Origin of the sequence: Lelliottia sp. 7254-16 (assembly GCF_002922995.1) — a bacterium.
GTDB lineage: Bacteria > Pseudomonadota > Gammaproteobacteria > Enterobacterales > Enterobacteriaceae > Enterobacter > Enterobacter jeotgali.
In genome coordinates this window covers 40,363-58,300 of sequence record NZ_PQVS01000004.1, presented here as the reverse complement: position 1 = coordinate 58,300, position 17,938 = coordinate 40,363, and the positions used below count along the sequence as shown (strand labels likewise).

Sequence of the window (17,938 nt, the reverse complement as noted above, 5' to 3'; positions counted from 1 at the left end):
GGCGTGCGCTTAATTATGGCATATAGCAGAGAGCCGAATGTCTGCTTTTCGCTCAAAGCAGACATGATCGCGTAGTTTTTGTGCATCAGATCTCAGCCTCGATTAACTCCGGCCCCTGATTTCTCGGATTTCCTAAGGCTCGAGTGACCGCATGCCAGATAAACTTGTCGGCAGGCACGACACCGTCGACAATAATCTCCTCCGCTTCCTTTCCGCCAATATCCTGCCTCATCCATTCCCTGGCGGCTTCTGGTGACAGAACAAGCGGACGTCGGTCGTGGATATCGACCAGGCCCTCATCGGCAGCAGAAGTCACAATCAGAAAACCCTCCGCCTCATCGCCGCGTTCAAACGGCGTGCTGCCGATTGCTGCCATGAATATCGGTTTGCCGTCGGTGCGGTAGATGAAGTAGGGCTGTTTCTTATCGCCTTCCTTCTTCCATTCAAACCATCCGTCTGCAAAACAGATAGCCCGGCCATGCTGCCAAAGAGGTTTGAACATTCTGCTGCTGGCTGCAGTCTCTACGCGCGCGTTTATCAGTGGCGGTTTGTCCCACCACCCGGGCGCGTAACCCCAGAACACTGGATCGAGATGCAGCTGCTCGTCACGTTCGCTCAGCAACAACACTTTAGTGCCTGGCGCCACGTTATACCTGCCGATCGGTTCCGGGTCATAAGCGATATCGCGATCGGCTTCGTCTGCCAGGTACGCCAGATATTCTTCGCGAGTTTGAGCTTGTGCAAAGCGCCCACACATAGAAACCTCCAGCCAGATGTCAGACTGAAAGTATAGGGCAGGGACAAAGACTGCTAAGCTAATGCAGAGAATTTTAGGGGCAAATTTGGGGGCAAAATGTTATGCGGGGGCATGAAAAGGGGCAAGATGCTTTCCGTTATTCTCTGATATTGTCCGTTGCAGAAGAAGCTAATCTATTGGATTGTATGTAAAATTATGATTCACAAAAGATTAGTTGAGCTAGGCTCTTATCTGGCTACTATTAAAGGCCGGACGTTAGATCCGCCCATCCGTAAGACAAACTAAGGGGACGCTATGCAGTACGATATTCTGAATACCGAAGTGACGACCATTGATGGCAAGAACACGACGCTGGAAGGCTATCACGGCAAAGTTCTGCTGGTGGTCAACGTAGCCTCAAAATGTGGCCTGACGCCGCAGTACGAACAGCTGGAGAACATCCAGAAAGCCTGGGAAAAGGACGGCTTCGTGGTCCTCGGGTTCCCGTGCAACCAGTTCCTTGGGCAGGAGCCTGGCAGCGAAGAGGAGATCAAAACGTTTTGCAGCACCACTTACGGCGTAACGTTCCCGATGTTCAGTAAAATCGATGTGAACGGTGAAAACCGCCATCCGTTATATGAAAAACTGACCGCCGCTGCACCGACCGCCGTCGCGCCGGAAGGCAGTGGTTTCTACGAGCGTATGGCGAGTAAAGGGCGTGCGCCTTTGTATCCGGACGACATTCTATGGAACTTTGAAAAATTCCTGATTGGTCGCGACGGACAGGTCGTTCAGCGCTTCTCCCCGGATATGACGCCGGAAGATCCGATCGTCATGGAGTCCATTAAGCTGGCGCTGGCGAAGTAATGAATCGGCTGATGCAGCTCGCAGGCGTGGCGGAAAAGGGCAGGCTGGAACCGGTGAATGCTGACGTCCACGCAGGGGAGATTGTGCATCTCGTGGGCCCGAACGGTGCCGGGAAAAGCACGTTGCTCGCCCGAATGGCTGGGCTGACGTCAGGCGAGGGCGAGATCGTTTTACAGGGGCATTCCCTTCATGAATGGTCGCCTGTATCGCTGGCACACCGTCGCAGCTATCTGGTGCAACAGCAAACTCCGCCTTTCGCCATGCCCGTCTGGCACTATCTGGCGCTGCATCAGCATGATAAAACGCAAACCGCGCTGCTTGATGAGGTGACGGCTGCACTAGGGCTGGAAGATAAACTCCAGCGCAATGCAAATCAGCTGTCGGGCGGTGAATGGCAGCGTGTGCGGCTCGCGGCGGTGATTCTGCAAATTCATCCAGCAGGAAACCCCCACGGTTGCCTGCTGTTATTGGATGAACCGATGAGCAGTCTGGACATCGCCCAGCAGGCGGCGCTGGATAAGCTTTTAAGCCAGCTTTCCGGCAGGGGCATCGCGGTGGTGATGAGCAGTCATGACTTAAACCACACGCTGCGTCACGCGCATCGCGTATGGCTACTGGCGCGCGGCAAACTGCTCGCCAGCGGCCCGCGTGATAATGTCCTTACGCCGCCCAATCTTGCGAATGCTTACGGTATGCCTTTCCGGCGGCTGGATATTGAAGGCCACCGAATGCTGATTTCTACCGCTCAGGAATAACCCTTTCTTGCAAGGTAGTAAGGCAACAGGCTAAATTACACAAAGGACAAAAAAAGCAGAGGAATCGTCTGGAAATGCGCTTCTGGTTTCTACTCGTGGGCATATTATTACTTGCAGGATGCAGCAGCCATCGTGCGCCACCCCCTAATCCACGGTTATCGGATTCCATAACGGTGATCGCCAATCTCAACGAACAGTTGCAAAACTGGCGCGGGACACCCTATCGCTATGGTGGCATGAGCCGCGGAGGCGTTGATTGCTCGGGCTTTGTGCTGATGACGATGCGCGATAAATTCGATCTACAGCTCCCGCGAGACACCCGCACACAGGCGAAGATTGGCACAGAAATAGATAAAGATGATTTATTGCCTGGCGACCTGGTATTCTTTAAAACCGGTTCGGGTGAAAGCGGTCTGCATGTTGGCATATATGATACCGACAACCAGTTTATCCATGCCTCGACCAGTCGCGGTGTGATGCGGTCTTCCTTAGATAACGTTTACTGGCGCAAAAACTTCTGGCAGGCCCGGCGTATTTAGTCATCTTCATTTCTTTCTTGAGCGCGATTTAGGTTAAGTCGCGCTTATTTTGACTCTATGCGGTTTGCGATACATTAAGTAACATTTATTTATTCTGTAACTGTCTGTTTTCACTGATACTGGATATTATCAGATATCCAGGATAAGATTATTTTTAGATTGAGGGATAAATCTAAAAAAATAAAAGGACCGAATGAAATTAATCCTAATAAAATCAATAAAGTTGAATTGTTTTAGCCATTGCGCCAGGATGCAAGAAATCCTCTTTAACGCGGGGCCGGCGCTATGATTGTCACCCTGAATAATCCTTATCAGTCTGAACTGTTATTACTTCCAGCGCGTAATTTAGCGGGAGAGCTACAAGGGTTAGAAGTTTTAACTAACTTCGTTGGTGTGGGGGCTGACGTGCGCATTCCCACCGAGCTGGTGGCGCCGCATCTCACAGCAGAAGAAGAGTTAATCCTGTTTCAGGAAAAACTCGCTCTGATCGATTCCTGCAAACTTTTTTTTGTTCAGCACCAGCTTATTGCATGGATAAATATTACGCCTGTCATTGGTGAGTTTCTTTTAACTGACAGAAATGCCGCGTCAATATTAGATCGTTACCCGTTTATTGAGTTCACTGTTAATGAGAATTATCCCGGTTTAAATAACGGTAAGGATGATCTCATGCTGGCGAGAATGGCGATCCATTTCCCAATGGTGCTGGCAGACTACGGTGCAGGCGCGGCGTCGAATAAAGCTGTTTTTGACGGTTTGTTTACCCGGATTGTGTTCGATAAAGGTTTTATCCAGCAGCGAGTCGTCGAGTTTTCTTTCGAGCCTTTTATGCGCGCAATTCTCGCGCAAATCTCACCATATTGCCTGTCGGTTATGGTGGCAGGCGTAGATGATGAAGACATTTTGCGCCGGATGCTGCCCTTCAGCTTTAGCGCCATGCAGGGCAACCTGTGGGCCGCTGTCACCGCCGAGCAAGTAACTACGCTGGTTCAGCGATAACCCTGGTATTCGCCCGTGTTTAAGCATGGGTAAACCCTCTACACTAAGGACAGGAGGACCTATGACCCTGTCTTTTACTGCTCACTGGCACGATGAACTGCCGGGCTTTTACACCGCACTCAACCCGACACCGCTGACCAATGCCCGTTTGATTTGGCATAACGCGAGTCTGGCAAACGATTTAGGCGTTCCCTCGTCACTCTTCCAGCCAGCCTCTGGCGCTGGGGTCTGGGGCGGCGAAACGCTGCTTCCCGGCATGCAGCCACTGGCGCAGGTCTACAGCGGCCACCAGTTTGGCGTCTGGGCCGGACAGCTCGGTGATGGGCGTGGCATTCTGCTCGGGGAACAACAGCTTGCGAATGGGCAAACCGTCGACTGGCACCTGAAAGGTGCTGGTTTAACGCCGTACTCCCGCATGGGTGACGGACGCGCGGTGCTGCGCTCAACAATCCGTGAAAGTCTGGCCTCAGAAGCGATGCACGCCCTGGGTATCCCCACGACGCGCGCGTTATCGATTGTGACCAGCGATACCCAGATTGCCCGCGAAACCTATGAGCCGGGCGCGATGCTGATGCGTATCGCCCAAAGCCACGTGCGTTTTGGTCACTTCGAGCACTTCTACTATCGTCGCGAACCGGAAAAAGTGCGCCAGCTGGCCGATTTTGTTATCCGCCACCACTGGCCGCAGTGGGCCGACGATGCGGATAAATACGTCCTGTGGTTCCGTGATGTTGTGACACGCACCGCCTCGCTGATGGCCTGCTGGCAAACCGTCGGGTTCGCTCACGGGGTCATGAACACTGACAACATGTCCATTTTGGGGCTGACGATGGACTACGGTCCGTACGGTTTTCTCGATGACTATCAGCCGGACTTAATCTGTAATCATTCGGATCACCAGGGGCGTTACAGCTTTGAAAACCAGCCGGCGGTTGGGCTGTGGAATTTACAGCGTCTTGCTCAATCGCTCTCGCCGTTTATCGACGTTGACGCCCTGAACGATGCGCTGGATCTTTATCAGGACGTACTGCTGCAGGAATACGGCAAGCTGATGCGCCGCAAGCTCGGGCTGTTGACGCAAGAGAAAGGCGATAACGAGATTCTGAATGCGCTGTTTGCACTGATGGCCCGCGAAGGTAGCGACTACATCCGCACCTTCCGCATGCTGAGTCAGACGGAAAAGCACAGTGCCGCCTCGCCACTGCGCGATGAGTTTATCGACAGAGCGGCATTTGACAGCTGGTTCGTCACTTACCGCGAGCGTTTGCAGAGGGAAACAGTTCAGGATGACGCTCGTCAGGCGCAAATGAAAGCTGTTAACCCGGCGATGGTTCTGCGCAACTGGCTGGCGCAACGCGCAATTGAACAGGCAGAGCAGGGGGATTATGCAGAATTGCATCGTCTGCACGAGGCCTTGAGCACACCGTTTGCCGATCGCAGCGATGATTATGCCAGCCGCCCACCAGACTGGGGCAAGCGGCTGGAAGTGAGTTGTTCAAGCTAAGGGGCGAGAAACACCTGCGGAGTGGCATGCGCCGGATGCTGGCCAACGTGCACCTGAGCGCCATACCAGCGGGCCAAATCGTCGGCCCGCAGCACGCTTTCCGGCGAACCCTGTGACACAATTTGTCCTTCGTGCAATAACACAATTCGGTCTGCCCACAGGGCGGCCAGATTGAGATCGTGAAGGACAACGCAAACGTGAAGATTTCCCTGCACGGTTAAAGATTTCATCAGCCGCAGCAAATGCTGCTGGTGGTAAAGATCCAGTGCCGACGTCGGTTCATCGAGAAACAGCCAGCCGCGCGGTGCGCCGTCACACCACAGCTGCGCCAGCGCGCGGGCAAGCTGAACGCGCTGTTGCTCACCGCCCGACAGAGCCGCATATTTTCGTCCCGCCAGCGGCAGACAGCCGGTCAGCTGCATCACCTGATGGATGACAGACGCTTCCGGCTGCTGAGTCCAGGGCGCGCGTCCCATGCCAATCACCGCTTCAATCGGCCAGTCGAACCCCAGCTGAGTTTGCTGGCGCATGACCGCGCGATGACGGGACAGTGTCTGCGTGCTCCAGGCGTCCAGCGCTTTTCCACCCAGCATAATGTGCCCGGAGCCAGGTTTGAGAAAACCGGTCAGCAGGCGCAGTAACGTTGATTTCCCTGCGCCGTTAGGCCCGATCAGCGCCACCAGTTCGCCCTGTTCCAGCGAGAGCGAGACATCGTGGATCACGGTCTTTTCTGCTGTGCCGTAGGTCAGTCTTTGTGCGTTAAAGTGTTCAGCCATTCTGTCCTCCGCGACGGAAAATGAGCCACAGGAACCACGGTGCACCGAGCAGACTGGTCAGCAAGCCAACCGGCATTTCCGCCGGGGAAACCACCGTTCGGGCGATAGTGTCGGCAATCAGCAGTAAAAAGGCACCCGACAGAACCGAGCCAGGGATCACCGCGCGGTGGTCCGAACCCAGCCACATGCGCATCAGGTGCGGAACCACCAGACCGATAAAGCCAATCACGCCGCTCACGGCAACCGCCGAGGCGACCAGCAGCGCGCTGCAAAGCAGTAAAATACGCTGCACGATGCGAACATCGACGCCCAGGTAGTGCGCTTCTTCATCGCCGAGTTGCAGCAGATTCAGTGCGCTCGCCAGCCGCCAGATAATGAGCACCGTCGGAATCATTAGCGAGGTCGCGGCCAGCAGCGTCGACCACTGAGCCGCTCCCAGACTGCCCATACCCCACAGCGAGAGTTGACGCAGCTGGGCATCATTACTCACCCACGACAGCACGCCCACCGCCGCACCGCAAAGTGCGTTAATGGCTATGCCGACCAACAGTAGTCGCGACAGAGAGCTGTCACGCTGCTGGCTGAGCAGGAAAATCACCAGTGTCGCCGCCAGTGCGCCAATAAACGCTGCCAGCATCGGGGCATAAAGCATCAGCAGGGCAGGCAGGGTAATAGGCAATACCACCCACAGCGCCACGGCGCAGGCGGCACCGCTACTGATCCCCAGCAGTCCAGGATCGGCAAGCGGATTACGAAACAGGCCCTGCATCACACAGCCCGCCAGCGCCAGCGACCCTCCAATCACCAGCGCCAGCAGCACGCGCGGCAGACGAATGGTAAACCAGATCTGACGCAGCGCGTCGTCGGTGCCATTCCACAGCAGATTGACCGGCAGGCGCAACGCGCCAAAACCGGTCGCCAGCAGCGTCATTAGCACTAGCGTGAAAGCCAGCGTCCACAGAGAGAACGTGATCCGCCGGGGCATCAGGGCAGTTGCTCCGCTTTGTCGCGCAATTGCTGAATCGCCTGCGGCGTACGCACGCTAAAACCGAGCAGCGCCATATCGTCAATCTGCAATACCTGCTTATTCTTACCCGCAGGCGTTTGCGCCAGACCTGGCAGCTTCCACAGATTCTCTTCCCCGCCCATCGCTTTTACGCCGTCCTGCGAAATCACCACCAGATCGGGCTGGCTGGCAATCACGCCTTCCTGCGAAAGCGCCTGATATCGGGAAAAACCCTGCATCGCGTTTTGCAAACCGGCGGCGCTGATCGCCGCATCCGCTCCGGTTTGCTGCCCGGCCGCCATAGCGCTCATTCCGCCGTGGTTGAGGATGAACAGCACCCGTTTGTTAAGCGGAGTTGACGGCAGTGCCGCCAGCGCCTCACGCACGCTTTTGCGCAACGCTTCGCCTTGCTCAACGCGATGAGTCGCCTCGGCGATAACGCGGATCTTCTCGTCGATGACGCTCAGATCGTTGCTTCCCGGCACGCTCAGCACCTTAACCTTGCTCTGCTCGACCTGTTTGAGTACCAGCGACGGCTGCGCCTGTACGCTCGCCAGCACCAGCGTCGGGCGCATCGCCAGAATGCCCTCGGCATTGAGCTGACGCAAATAGCCGACATCTGGCAGGGCAGTCGCCTGCTTTGGCCACAGGCTGGTGCTGTCGCGGGCGACGAGAGAAGACTCCGCGCCCAGGGCATAGACAATCTCCGTCACATCGCCGCCGAGAGAAACGATCTTCTCCTGGGTCGCTGCAAAGGCCGTCAGCGGCAGCGCGACAATCAGGGCAAGCAGTTTTCTCATGCGGCCAGCCCTTTTGGCGTCAGGGCGTCGATCTGCGCGCGCCACTGAGTCTGTTCCGGCTGGCCTTCGGTGCGCTGGCCGTACAGCTGCGCGATCTGTGTGCCGTCCGCGGCAAACAGCTCAAGGCTGGTCACATGGCCGTCGGCGGTCGGTTTACGCGTCACCCAGGTCTCAGCGATAGTCTCTTCCAGCAAATGCAGGGTAAAGGTCGGGTTGAAAATGTTCAGCCAGCCTTTCATTGGCACCAGTTTTTTCACCGCACCGGTGAAGATCTGCACGCAGCCTCGGTTGCCGACGAAGACCATGATCTCGTTGCCATCCTGACGTGCGGTTTCCAGCAGCTGCGCCAGGGCGCTGTTGTCCACTTTGCAGGCCAGATCGTCACCCACCAGGCGGAACGCCTGTTGACGGCTCAAATTGTGGCGTTTCAGCAGGCTGAAGAACTGGTGCACGTCGGTCATCGCACGCCATTCGCTATCCACGGTTTTACCGTCAACGTCAGAGGAGTGAACCACGGCTTCGGCGGTTTTAAGCTCCAGCGGCGGATTATCGGCGAAGATAAAGCGGGTCAGGACATCACCCCACGCGGAGACGTCGGTATTGTCGGTGGTGTAAACTTTCAGCAGCGCATCGCCCTGATGGTCAAAGAATTGAATACTCTGACGCTCACCGCGCGCGGTGGCTTCGCTGATGTGGAACACGCTGGCCCACTGGTTCAGGAACAGGCGCAAATCCAGCGCACCGGGGTTCAATACCAGCCCGGCGTGGCCGTTCAGGTGTTGGTTAGTAAAGGCACCGACCTGCTCATGCACCGCGTATTCGTTGCGACAGATGCACTTGGTTTCGCCGACCGCTTCCAGCGCGGTGAGGATCTCACGGATTTCCCCGTGCAGACGCCAGGCGTCATGGCCCACGCGTGCGGAGGTCAGTTCGGCTTCGCTGATGTTCATCATGGCGGCGATGTCACGCGCGTATTTGCCAGGGTTTTGTTCTTTTAGCTCATTCCAGCGTGTGTAGTGATTCATTGTCTCTTCCTTCCAGATAAGCGCCCCGGCGAGCCGGGGCAAGGTGATTACCACTGATAACTGACGAAAATCTTGCCGTTGCGTCCATCCTGCGGGATGCCCTGCGGGGACCAGTACTCTTTGTCAAAGGCGTTGCCGAGCACCAGGGTGGTAGTGACGCCTTTCAGCTGTTCCTGGCCCTGATAGCTGACGTAGAAATCATTCACTGCGTAGCCCGGCTGCTTGCTGTAGCTGCTGCTGATGTGGGTCGAACGATCGACGAAGGTGCCAATCCAGCCCACGGAGTAGCCGCTCTGTGCCACCGGGACGTTCAGTTTGCTGGTCACGGTGTCCGGGTTGATGCTGGAGATGTACTCGCCGGTGTCGGTATCTTTGCCACGCGTGCGGTTGTAGGCCATATCTAGGCTGAACAGGTCAGCGGAGTATTTCGCCATCACGTCCCAGCCCCAAATTTTGGCATTCGGTACGTTATAGGACATGGTCGTCGCGGCGGCAAAGTCGACGGTGGTGGAAATGTAATCTTTCGCTTTGGTGTCGAAGTAGCTGGCTTTGAACTCCAGCTCGTCGTTGGCAAGCATCAAATCGTCAAAGCGCAGACCAAAGCCGTACTCCTGCGTTTCGTTGGTTTCCGGACGCAGATTCGGGTTTGGCACCCAGTAGTTAGTGTAGAAATTGCCGATGGAAAAGTGTTTGGAATCGTTATACATCTCGCCCATCGTTGGCGCACGGAACGCCTGCGCATAGGAACCGAACAGCATCAGCCAGTCGGCTGGCGTCACGGTCAGGCCCGCGCGGGAGGACCATTTGTCCGCATCCACATCTTCGTACCCTTCGCTGCTGCCACGGTAGTTGTCATAGCGCGTGCCGCCCAAAAGGGTGACTGGCAGATCGCGCAGGGTGATTTCGTCCTGCAGCCAGCCGGAGCTGAAATCGATTTTGGCGTCCGGGAAGCCGGTGGTGGAGCCGCCCGGATTTTGCTCCTGACGATAATATTCACCGCCGTAGGTCAGCAGATGAGAGGCAAAGGAGTCGGTGAAGAGGCGCGTGCGGTTCTCCACTTTCCCGCCTTTGGTGGTCTGCTTGCGGAACTCGGCGGTGCGGTCGACGTTCTGGGCGTTAATACGCGCTTCGGACCAGTACAGCTTAGTACTGGCGTTCAGCCAGTCATTACCTTCCGGCGCAATGTTGTAAGAGAGCTGTGCATCGCGCTGGATGGTGGAGCGATCTGTCATCGGGTTGCTGCTGTCGCTCGCATCAATGGTTTGCGGGTTTTTCGGTTCCTGTGCGGCGTTGTTGTAATAGCGCAGGGAACCGCCCAGGGTCTGAGCGCTGTCGATTTTCCAGCTGCCTTTCGCCAGCATGTTGTTGATGGATTCGTCGTTAGGCGCGGTGGTGCCGTCGCTCTGGCGCAAATCCCCGCGATCGCGGCTGGACCAGGCCACGACGCCGTCCAGCGTATCGGTGCGACCAAACGCGCTCGCGCCCATGCCAATGCTGTGATCGCCAGTCGCGCCGGTGCCGAACACGCGGAAGCCGCTGTTCTTACCGGCATCCAGCAGATCTTTCGCATCCACCGTGTCATAAGAGATCACACCGCCCATTGCGCCGCTGCCGTACAGCAGGGCTGACGGGCCGCGTACCACTTCGATACGTTTGATCAGCGCGGGATCGAGGAAGGTACTGTTCAGGTGGCCGGTATCGGTGCCCTGGCGCACGCCATCCACCAGAATCAATACGCCACGGCGGTCATACCCGCGCAGATTGACGTCCTGGCCGTTGGTGCGACCGGTACCGTCCAGCGTAATGCCCGGCACGTTGCGCAGCAGATCGGCGGCGGAGCTGGCGGTTTGTTTTTCAGGGGCGGTGGCGTCGATCACGCTCACCATCATCGGCGCTTCAAAGGCGCTGCGGGCGTTGCCCGTGGCGGTGACGGTGATGTCTTCTGAGGCCGCAGTGGCCGCTATCGCCGCGCCCGGCAGGGCACTGATAACAGCCAGCGCCAGCAGCGATGGGCGCAAAGACGCGGAATGCAGGTATGGCATAGCAACTCTCCATTTGGAAATCGAAAGCGCTGGCTGCCTGGGGATCACCTGGGTGGCTGGCGAATTTTATCGGTATTGTTTATTTAGTGAGAATCAGTTTTCCGGCATGGGTCTGGCGCAGCAGGTAGTGCTGGCCGTCATGCTCAATAATGACCCGGCCCTCATCGCCGAGCAGCGTTTTGCTGTCAATGCGACGTTCAGTGGGAGCAGGTTTTGGCTGTGTGCGGTCTTGTTCGAGCGTTGCCGTGCTGTTATTGATGCGTGACATAGTGTTTAAAAATAACAATCAATGTAACAATGATAATCATTATCAACAAAGTGAAATTTTACGGCAAGCGTTTTTGTGAAAAATTTGTGACGAGATCAATTTCCGTGAATTTTCAGAAGGTTTTGTAGGTCGGGTAAGCGAAGCGCCACCCGACGCAGGCGGCAGGATTTTGTAGGCTGGAGGCTCAGGGGACAGGGTTTTGTAGGTCGGGTAAGCGCAGCGCCACCCGACACCAGGGGCAGGAATACTAGAACCGGGTTCCCACAGCCGCCGCCAGTTTTTCCAGCAGCAACTCACTATCTTCCCAGCTCAGACACGGATCGGTAATTGACTGACCATACGTAATCGGCTGTCCGGCGACCACTTTCTGCGTGCCTTCTTTCAGGAAGCTCTCCGCCATGATTCCGGCGACTGCCGTTGAACCACTGCGGATCTGCTGGCAAATCTCATCGCACACGTCCAGCTGACGGCGGTGCTGTTTCTGGCAGTTACCGTGGCTGAAATCGACCACCAGATGTTCCGGCAGATCAAACTCGTGCAGCGTATCGCACGCCGACGCAATATCTTCTGTGTGGTAGTTCGGCTTTTTACCGCCGCGCATAATGATATGCCCGTAAGGGTTGCCGCTGGTTTGGTAGATGGTCATCTGGCCGTTTTTATCCGGCGAGAGGAACATATGGCTGGCGCGCGAGGCGCGAATTGCATCCACCGCAATGTGCGTATTACCGTCGGTACCATTCTTAAAGCCCACCGGACACGAGAGCGCAGAGGCCATCTCGCGGTGGATCTGGCTTTCAGTTGTACGTGCGCCGATTGCCCCCCAACTGATGAGATCGGCGATAAACTGCCCGGTCACCATATCGAGAAACTCGGTGGCGGTCGGCACGCCCAGCTCGTTAACCTGCAGGAGCAGTTTGCGCGCCAGCTCAATACCGTGGTTCACGCGGTAGCTGCCGTTGAGGTCAGGATCGGAGATAAGTCCTTTCCAGCCCACCACGGTACGCGGCTTTTCAAAGTAGGTGCGCATCACGATTTCAAGGCGATCCTGATGTTTATCACGCAGCACTTTCAGGCGCTGCGCGTAATCCATTGCGGCATCGAGATCGTGAATAGAGCAGGGGCCAATAATCACCAGTAAACGGCGGTCTTCACCGTTAAGGATTTTTTCAATGCGTCGACGTGACGCTGTCACGTGTTCCGCAACGCTTGCAGAGACCGGGTGGCGCAGCGCCAGTTCGGCGGGGGTCACCAGACTTTCGATACGCGCAGTGCGAAGTTCGTCAGTTTTGTTCATGGAAGTTCTCAGAATTTTTTGCTTCATCGGCAGACTACCGGGAAGTGATGGGCATCACCTTAAACCAATCCCTGCTGATTTCAAGTTCGGGGCAAACCCGCCCCGAGAGTGGACGCAATGATAACTGAAAATAAACTATCGTACTAGCATATTAGTACATGCGGCGATTCAGTCCCATGATGTCGAGGATTTTTGTGGCGATCTCTTCGACCGAATAGTTGGTGCTATTCAGCCACGGAATCTGATTCTTGCGATACAGGGCTTCCACTTCTGATACTTCCATACGGCACTGGCGCATCGAGGCATAGCGGCTGTTTTCGCGACGCTCCTCGCGAATGGCGGCCAGACGCTCTGGATTAATCGTCAATCCAAACAGCTTATGTTGCAGTGGTTTCAGAGCGGCAGGCAGCACAAGGTTATCCATATCATCAGCAATAAACGGATAGTTTGCCGCGCGGATACCAAACTGGAGAGCAAGATAGAGACTGGTCGGCGTTTTACCGCAACGCGACACGCCCAGCAAAATCACCTGCGCCTGATCGAGATTGCGCATCGAAATACCGTCGTCGTGGGCGAGGGTGTAATCGATGGCGGCGATGCGTGCATCGTACTTCACCAGATTGCCGGGGTTCAGACCGTGAGTACGATGGGCGATCGGCGTCGGGTCGAGCTTGAGCTCGCCTTGTAACGGGGCCACCAGGGCCTGCACGATATCCTGACAAAAACCTTCACTCTGCAAAATAATGGTACGAATTTCGGGAATAACAATGGAATAGAAGACTAACGGACGCACACCGGTTTGCTGGAAAATAGCATCAATTTGCTCTTTCACCGCCTTTGCCCGGCTCTCGTTTTCAACAAACGGCAGCGTGATGCTGTTAATCGCAACGGGGAATTGCGACATCACCGCATGCCCCAGCACCTCGGCGGTGATCGCCGTACCATCAGAAATATAAAAAACATGGCGATCCACAGCATTATCCATTTTATCCACCCTGAATAGCGTACGTAATTGCCTGAAAGCATAAATTAAAAAAGTAAAATACACAGCAAAGAACTTGTCTGAATTATAAATGAAATGGTGTTTTTGATTTTACTGAAAAGTGGATTTCATTTTTAAAATAGACGCTTAGTTTTAAGGGTTTTTGTACGAATCTATAGGAATCATCGGGTTAGCGCTTGATGGGAAAGTGTCCGAAAAACAGAAAAATAAAAGTGCTTACACGATTCACCGTTTTTTTGCGGGGAATAAATATGCCAGTATAAATACGAAGTCAGGCGTTACTTACTCCGTTTAAATATCACAAAAGGATTGTTTCGATGTCCAACAATGGCTCGTCACCGCTGGTGCTTTGGTATAACCAACTCGGCATGAATGATGTAGACAGAGTTGGAGGCAAAAATGCCTCCCTGGGTGAAATGATTACAAATCTGTCGGGTATGGGCGTTTCCGTACCGAACGGGTTTGCCACAACTGCCGACGCGTTTAACTATTTTTTAGACCAGAGCGGTGTTAACCAGCGCATTTACGACCTGCTGGACCAAACGGATATTGATGATATTGCCGCGCTGAACAAAGCCGGTGCACAAATCCGCCAGTGGATCATCGACACACCTTTCCAGCCGGAGCTGGAAAAAGCCATTCACGATGCTTATAACCAACTCTCCGCTGATGACGCGCAAGCCTCGTTCGCCGTGCGTTCCTCTGCCACCGCAGAAGACATGCCGGACGCCTCTTTTGCCGGACAGCAGGAAACCTTCCTGAACGTTCAGGGCTATGACGCGGTGCTGGTGGCGGTGAAGCATGTGTTTGCCTCCCTGTTTAACGACCGCGCGATCTCCTATCGCGTGCATCAGGGCTATGACCACCGTGGCGTGGCGCTCTCTGCGGGTGTGCAGCGTATGGTGCGCTCGGACATTGGCTCATCCGGCGTGATGTTCTCCATTGACACTGAATCCGGTTTCGACCAGGTGGTGTTTATCACTTCCGCCTGGGGTCTGGGCGAAATGGTGGTGCAAGGCGCGGTCAACCCAGATGAATTCTACGTACACAAACCGACGCTGGCGGCTAACCGTCCGTCGATCGTGCGCCGCACAATGGGTTCCAAAAAAATCCGCATGATCTACGCCCCGAGCCAGGAACATGGCAAACAGGTGAAAATCGAAGACGTGCCGCAGGAGCAGCGCGATCGCTTCTCGCTGACCGATGCGGAAGTTCAGGAACTGGCGAAACAGGCCGTTCAGATTGAGAAACATTACGCTCGTCCGATGGATATCGAATGGGCGAAAGACGGCCACACCGGCAAATTGTTTATCGTGCAGGCTCGTCCTGAAACCGTGCGTTCGCGCGGCCAGGTGATGGAGCGTTACACGCTGCATGCGCAAGGCAAAATCGTTGCTGAAGGGCGCGCGATTGGTCATCGTATCGGTGCCGGTCCGGTGAAAGTGATCCACGACATCAGCGAGATGGACCGTATTCAGCCTGGCGACGTGCTGGTGACGGACATGACCGACCCGGACTGGGAACCGATCATGAAGAAAGCCGCGGCCATCGTCACTAACCGTGGTGGACGTACCTGTCACGCGGCGATCATCGCTCGTGAACTGGGCATTCCGGCGGTTGTCGGCTGCGGTGACGCCACCGAGCGCATGAAAGACGGCGAGAAAGTCACCGTCTCCTGTGCCGAGGGCGATACCGGCTACGTTTACGCGGATATTCTCGACTTCAGTGTGAAAAGCTCCAGCGTCGACACCATGCCGGACCTGCCGCTGAAGATTATGATGAACGTCGGGAACCCGGATCGCGCCTTTGATTTCGCCTGTCTGCCGAACGAAGGCGTGGGTCTGGCACGTCTGGAATTTATCATTAACCGTATGATCGGCGTGCACCCGCGCGCGCTGCTTGAGTTTGACGACCAGACTCCACAATTGCAGAACGAAATTCGCGAAATGATGAAAGGCTACGACTCGCCGAAAGAGTTCTACGTTGGCCGTCTGACAGAAGGGATTGCGACTCTGGGCGCGGCATTCTATCCGAAACGTGTGATTGTGCGTCTGTCGGACTTCAAGTCCAACGAATACGCCAACCTGGTGGGTGGCGAGCGCTACGAGCCGGAAGAAGAGAACCCGATGCTCGGCTTCCGTGGGGCCGGTCGCTACGTGGCCGATAGCTTCCGCGACTGCTTCGCCCTCGAGTGTGACGCCGTAAAACGCGTGCGCAACGAGATGGGATTGACCAACGTCGAAATCATGATTCCGTTCGTACGTACCGTCGATCAGGCCAAAGCGGTGATCGATGAGCTGGCGCGCCAGGGTCTGAAGCGTGGCGAGAACGGGCTGAAGATCATCATGATGTGCGAAATCCCGTCCAACGCCTTACTGGCTGAGCAGTTCCTGGAACATTTTGATGGCTTCTCTATCGGCTCTAACGATATGACGCAGCTGACGCTCGGTCTGGACCGTGATTCCGGCGTGGTATCTGAGCTGTTCGATGAACGTAACGAAGCGGTGAAAGCGCTGCTGTCGATGTCCATCCGCGCCGCCAAGAAACAGGGCAAATACGTCGGGATTTGTGGGCAAGGCCCATCCGATCACGAGGACTTTGCCGCCTGGCTGATGGAAGAGGGGATCGACAGCCTATCCCTGAACCCGGATACCGTGGTGCAAACCTGGCTGAGCCTGGCAGAACTGAATAAGTAACATTGACTGTGCCGTCTCTTTTATTCTGTAAAAGGGACGGCAACACACTATTCCCCCAGTATGCTCCTCGTCACACTTACCGCAATTAACCAAATATCGTAATCAGTCTGTTAATTTCTACAATTGTTAGCCCGCGAAGCGCTGCTAATAATTGAGCCTTACTGCGCATTACCCTACATCGTGCGCACTGGTTGAAATACGTTTTAACCTGATAAAAGGCTATTAAAAATGACGATCTCCTCTGTATTACGTACCAAAGATAAAATAGGTTACGGACTCGGCGATATGGCAAGCGCCCTGGTCTGGCAGACTGCCACCTTATTTCTGGCTTATTTCTATACGGATGTATTTGGTTTACCTGCGGCGATTATGGGCACCATGTTTCTGGTGGTGCGCGTGGTGGATGCTTTTGTCGATCCGTGCATTGGCGCGCTGGTGGATCGCACCCAGACGCGGCACGGGCGTTTTCGACCCTGGCTGCTGTGGTTCGCTATTCCGTTTGGCGTGAGTTGTTTGATCACCTTTTACGTGCCGGATGTCGGCCCAACGGCAAAAATTGCTTACGCCTGTGTCACTTACACATTGCTGAGCCTGATCTATTCGGCAATTAACGTGCCGTACTGCGCGATGCCCGGTGCGCTGACGATGGATCCGCGTGAACGTCACTCCCTGCAATCATGGCGCTTTGGCTTGTCCTTTATCGGCGGACTGATCGTGACGGTTATTGCTCTGCCGCTGGTATCACACTTAGGCGACGGCAACGTCCAGAAGGGCTATTTCTATGCTATGAGTCTGATGGGCCTGTTAGGCATCATCTTATTCTTCATCTGCTTCTTTATGACCCGCGAGCGTTATTCTCCGCGCAATGACACCTCCGGCTCGATGCTCACGGATTTAAAACTGTTAGCCGCAAACAGCCAATGGCGCATTGTTTTTGTGTTTAATATTTTGCTGCTCACGGCAGTGGTGACGCGCGGCTCCGCCACCCTATATTACGTCAATTATGTGTTGTTACGTCCGGATCTCGTTTTTGCCTTTATCGTCTCCGGAATGGTGGCCTCCTTAAGCGGTGCCTTATTATCCGAAAGGTTATTGGGGAAATTTGACCGCGTCCGCGCCTACCAATGGACGATTATTTCCTTTGTGATTTTTGGCGCACTGATTTTCTTCCTGCCGCCGACGCAAATCTGGCTGATCTTCGGCCTGAATATCATCTTTAGCTTTATCCAAAACCTCACCACCCCGCTGCAATGGACCATGTTCTCGGACGTGGTGGATTACGAAGAACACCGTAGCGGCCGACGTCTGGACGGGCTGGTGTTTTCCACCGCGCTGTTCGCCATCAAATTCGGCCTTGCCCTCGGCGGTGCCGTGGTCGGCTGGGTGCTGGGAATGATGAACTACGTGCCAGGGCAGGAAATGCAAAGTCCGCAGGTACTCACCACCATTAATGCCCTGTTCACCCTGATCCCCTGCGTGCTGTTTATCGGCATGGTGGTGCTGCTCTCGGTTTACAAGCTGAACAGCCGCCGGGTGAATTCCATAGCAAGAGAGCTTGCCAGCAAGCGCGAAGCGCGTACCTATGCGGGGCAAACCCCGGCCTTTCATTCCGCTACACAGGAGTAAAA

At 55.2% G+C, this 17,938-nt stretch carries 16 protein-coding genes; 7 read left to right on the top strand and 9 right to left on the bottom strand.

From position 1 onward, the window contains the following. Nucleotides 1–85: 85 nt before the first annotated feature. Nucleotides 86–757: an SOS response-associated peptidase gene (locus tag C3708_RS07060; protein ID WP_103946460.1), complete on the bottom strand. Its 672-nt coding sequence runs from the start codon at nt 755–757 to the stop codon at nt 86–88. 294 nt (nt 758–1,051) lie between these two features. On the opposite strand from C3708_RS07060, the gene C3708_RS07055 reads away from it, so the two are divergent. The 5 genes from C3708_RS07055 to selO all read left to right on the top strand — a co-directional run bounded on the left by C3708_RS07055 (nt 1,052) and on the right by selO (nt 5,400). Further along, complete coding sequence (locus tag C3708_RS07055) at nt 1,052–1,603, top strand: glutathione peroxidase (protein ID WP_095281725.1); 552 nt, start codon at nt 1,052–1,054, stop codon at nt 1,601–1,603. Next, nucleotides 1,603–2,358 carry a vitamin B12 ABC transporter ATP-binding protein BtuD gene (btuD, locus tag C3708_RS07050; protein ID WP_095281726.1) on the top strand — a complete coding sequence of 252 codons (756 nt, stop codon included), beginning with the start codon at nt 1,603–1,605 and terminating at the stop codon, nt 2,356–2,358. Before C3708_RS07055 ends, btuD begins: the two co-directional genes overlap by 1 nt. A gap of 74 nt (nt 2,359–2,432) precedes the next feature. After that, nucleotides 2,433–2,897 carry a C40 family peptidase gene (locus C3708_RS07045; protein ID WP_095281727.1) on the top strand — a complete coding sequence of 155 codons (465 nt, stop codon included), beginning with the start codon at nt 2,433–2,435 and terminating at the stop codon, nt 2,895–2,897. A 285-nt stretch (nt 2,898–3,182) separates the two neighbouring features. Beyond that, complete coding sequence (locus tag C3708_RS07040) at nt 3,183–3,896, top strand: EAL domain-containing protein (protein WP_103946458.1); 714 nt, start codon at nt 3,183–3,185, stop codon at nt 3,894–3,896. Between the two features lie 61 nt (nt 3,897–3,957). Next, nucleotides 3,958–5,400, top strand: a complete 1,443-nt coding sequence (selO, locus tag C3708_RS07035; protein WP_103948495.1) for a protein adenylyltransferase SelO — start codon at nt 3,958–3,960, stop codon at nt 5,398–5,400. Here selO and C3708_RS07030 read toward each other — a convergent pair. The 8 genes from C3708_RS07030 to C3708_RS06995 form a co-directional block, all read right to left on the bottom strand. After that, nucleotides 5,397–6,176, bottom strand: a complete 780-nt coding sequence (locus C3708_RS07030; protein WP_103948494.1) for a heme ABC transporter ATP-binding protein — start codon at nt 6,174–6,176, stop codon at nt 5,397–5,399. The genes selO and C3708_RS07030 overlap by 4 nt on opposite strands. After that, nucleotides 6,169–7,161 carry an iron ABC transporter permease gene (locus tag C3708_RS07025; RefSeq protein ID WP_103948493.1) on the bottom strand — a complete coding sequence of 331 codons (993 nt, stop codon included), beginning with the start codon at nt 7,159–7,161 and terminating at the stop codon, nt 6,169–6,171. Before C3708_RS07025 ends, C3708_RS07030 begins: the two co-directional genes overlap by 8 nt. Further along, on the bottom strand, nt 7,161–7,982 hold the full coding sequence (locus C3708_RS07020) for a hemin ABC transporter substrate-binding protein (protein ID WP_103946454.1): 822 nt from the start codon (nt 7,980–7,982) through the stop codon (nt 7,161–7,163). Before C3708_RS07020 ends, C3708_RS07025 begins: the two co-directional genes overlap by 1 nt. Further along, nucleotides 7,979–9,007: a hematinate-forming heme oxygenase ChuS gene (gene chuS, locus C3708_RS07015; protein ID WP_103946453.1), complete on the bottom strand. Its 1,029-nt coding sequence runs from the start codon at nt 9,005–9,007 to the stop codon at nt 7,979–7,981. Before chuS ends, C3708_RS07020 begins: the two co-directional genes overlap by 4 nt. Before the next feature lie 47 nt (nt 9,008–9,054). Further along, nucleotides 9,055–11,049 (bottom strand): TonB-dependent hemoglobin/transferrin/lactoferrin family receptor, encoded by a 1,995-nt coding sequence (locus C3708_RS07010; RefSeq protein ID WP_103948492.1) that lies wholly within the window; start codon nt 11,047–11,049, stop codon nt 9,055–9,057. A 79-nt stretch (nt 11,050–11,128) separates the two neighbouring features. Continuing rightward, nucleotides 11,129–11,317 carry a hemin uptake protein HemP gene (gene hemP, locus C3708_RS07005; protein WP_095281735.1) on the bottom strand — a complete coding sequence of 63 codons (189 nt, stop codon included), beginning with the start codon at nt 11,315–11,317 and terminating at the stop codon, nt 11,129–11,131. Nucleotides 11,318–11,564: 247 nt separating this feature from the next. Further along, the gene (gene aroH, locus C3708_RS07000; RefSeq protein WP_103948806.1) at nt 11,565–12,611 is read right to left on the bottom strand and encodes a 3-deoxy-7-phosphoheptulonate synthase AroH; all 1,047 of its coding nucleotides are present in this window, start codon (nt 12,609–12,611) and stop codon (nt 11,565–11,567) included. Nucleotides 12,612–12,762: 151 nt separating this feature from the next. Continuing rightward, the gene (locus C3708_RS06995; RefSeq protein ID WP_095281737.1) at nt 12,763–13,596 is read right to left on the bottom strand and encodes a pyruvate, water dikinase regulatory protein; all 834 of its coding nucleotides are present in this window, start codon (nt 13,594–13,596) and stop codon (nt 12,763–12,765) included. Nucleotides 13,597–13,931: 335 nt separating this feature from the next. On the opposite strand from C3708_RS06995, the gene ppsA reads away from it, so the two are divergent. Next, the gene (gene ppsA, locus C3708_RS06990; protein ID WP_103946451.1) at nt 13,932–16,310 is read left to right on the top strand and encodes a phosphoenolpyruvate synthase; all 2,379 of its coding nucleotides are present in this window, start codon (nt 13,932–13,934) and stop codon (nt 16,308–16,310) included. A gap of 228 nt (nt 16,311–16,538) precedes the next feature. Beyond that, nucleotides 16,539–17,936, top strand: coding sequence for an MFS transporter (locus C3708_RS06985; protein ID WP_103948491.1), 1,398 nt, complete (start codon nt 16,539–16,541; stop codon nt 17,934–17,936). The last annotated feature ends 2 nt before the right edge of the window (nt 17,937–17,938 follow it).

Excerpts from the sequence above, each read along its gene's own strand:
- hemP (WP_095281735.1), bottom strand. The coding sequence starts at position 11,317 with ATGTCACGCATCAATAACAGCACGGCAACGCTCGAACAAGACCGCACA.
- chuS (WP_103946453.1), bottom strand. The coding sequence starts at position 9,007 with ATGAATCACTACACACGCTGGAATGAGCTAAAAGAACAAAACCCTGGC.
- C3708_RS06985 (WP_103948491.1), top strand. The coding sequence starts at position 16,539 with ATGACGATCTCCTCTGTATTACGTACCAAAGATAAAATAGGTTACGGA.
- selO (WP_103948495.1), top strand. The coding sequence starts at position 3,958 with ATGACCCTGTCTTTTACTGCTCACTGGCACGATGAACTGCCGGGCTTT.
- ppsA (WP_103946451.1), top strand. The coding sequence starts at position 13,932 with ATGTCCAACAATGGCTCGTCACCGCTGGTGCTTTGGTATAACCAACTC.
- C3708_RS07020 (WP_103946454.1), bottom strand. The coding sequence starts at position 7,982 with ATGAGAAAACTGCTTGCCCTGATTGTCGCGCTGCCGCTGACGGCCTTT.
- C3708_RS07045 (WP_095281727.1), top strand. The coding sequence starts at position 2,433 with ATGCGCTTCTGGTTTCTACTCGTGGGCATATTATTACTTGCAGGATGC.
- aroH (WP_103948806.1), bottom strand. The coding sequence starts at position 12,611 with ATGAACAAAACTGACGAACTTCGCACTGCGCGTATCGAAAGTCTGGTG.
- C3708_RS07010 (WP_103948492.1), bottom strand. The coding sequence starts at position 11,049 with ATGCCATACCTGCATTCCGCGTCTTTGCGCCCATCGCTGCTGGCGCTG.
- C3708_RS07025 (WP_103948493.1), bottom strand. The coding sequence starts at position 7,161 with ATGCCCCGGCGGATCACGTTCTCTCTGTGGACGCTGGCTTTCACGCTA.
- C3708_RS07055 (WP_095281725.1), top strand. The coding sequence starts at position 1,052 with ATGCAGTACGATATTCTGAATACCGAAGTGACGACCATTGATGGCAAG.
- btuD (WP_095281726.1), top strand. The coding sequence starts at position 1,603 with ATGAATCGGCTGATGCAGCTCGCAGGCGTGGCGGAAAAGGGCAGGCTG.
- C3708_RS07030 (WP_103948494.1), bottom strand. The coding sequence starts at position 6,176 with ATGGCTGAACACTTTAACGCACAAAGACTGACCTACGGCACAGCAGAA.
- C3708_RS06995 (WP_095281737.1), bottom strand. The coding sequence starts at position 13,596 with ATGGATAATGCTGTGGATCGCCATGTTTTTTATATTTCTGATGGTACG.
- C3708_RS07040 (WP_103946458.1), top strand. The coding sequence starts at position 3,183 with ATGATTGTCACCCTGAATAATCCTTATCAGTCTGAACTGTTATTACTT.
- C3708_RS07060 (WP_103946460.1), bottom strand. The coding sequence starts at position 757 with ATGTGTGGGCGCTTTGCACAAGCTCAAACTCGCGAAGAATATCTGGCG.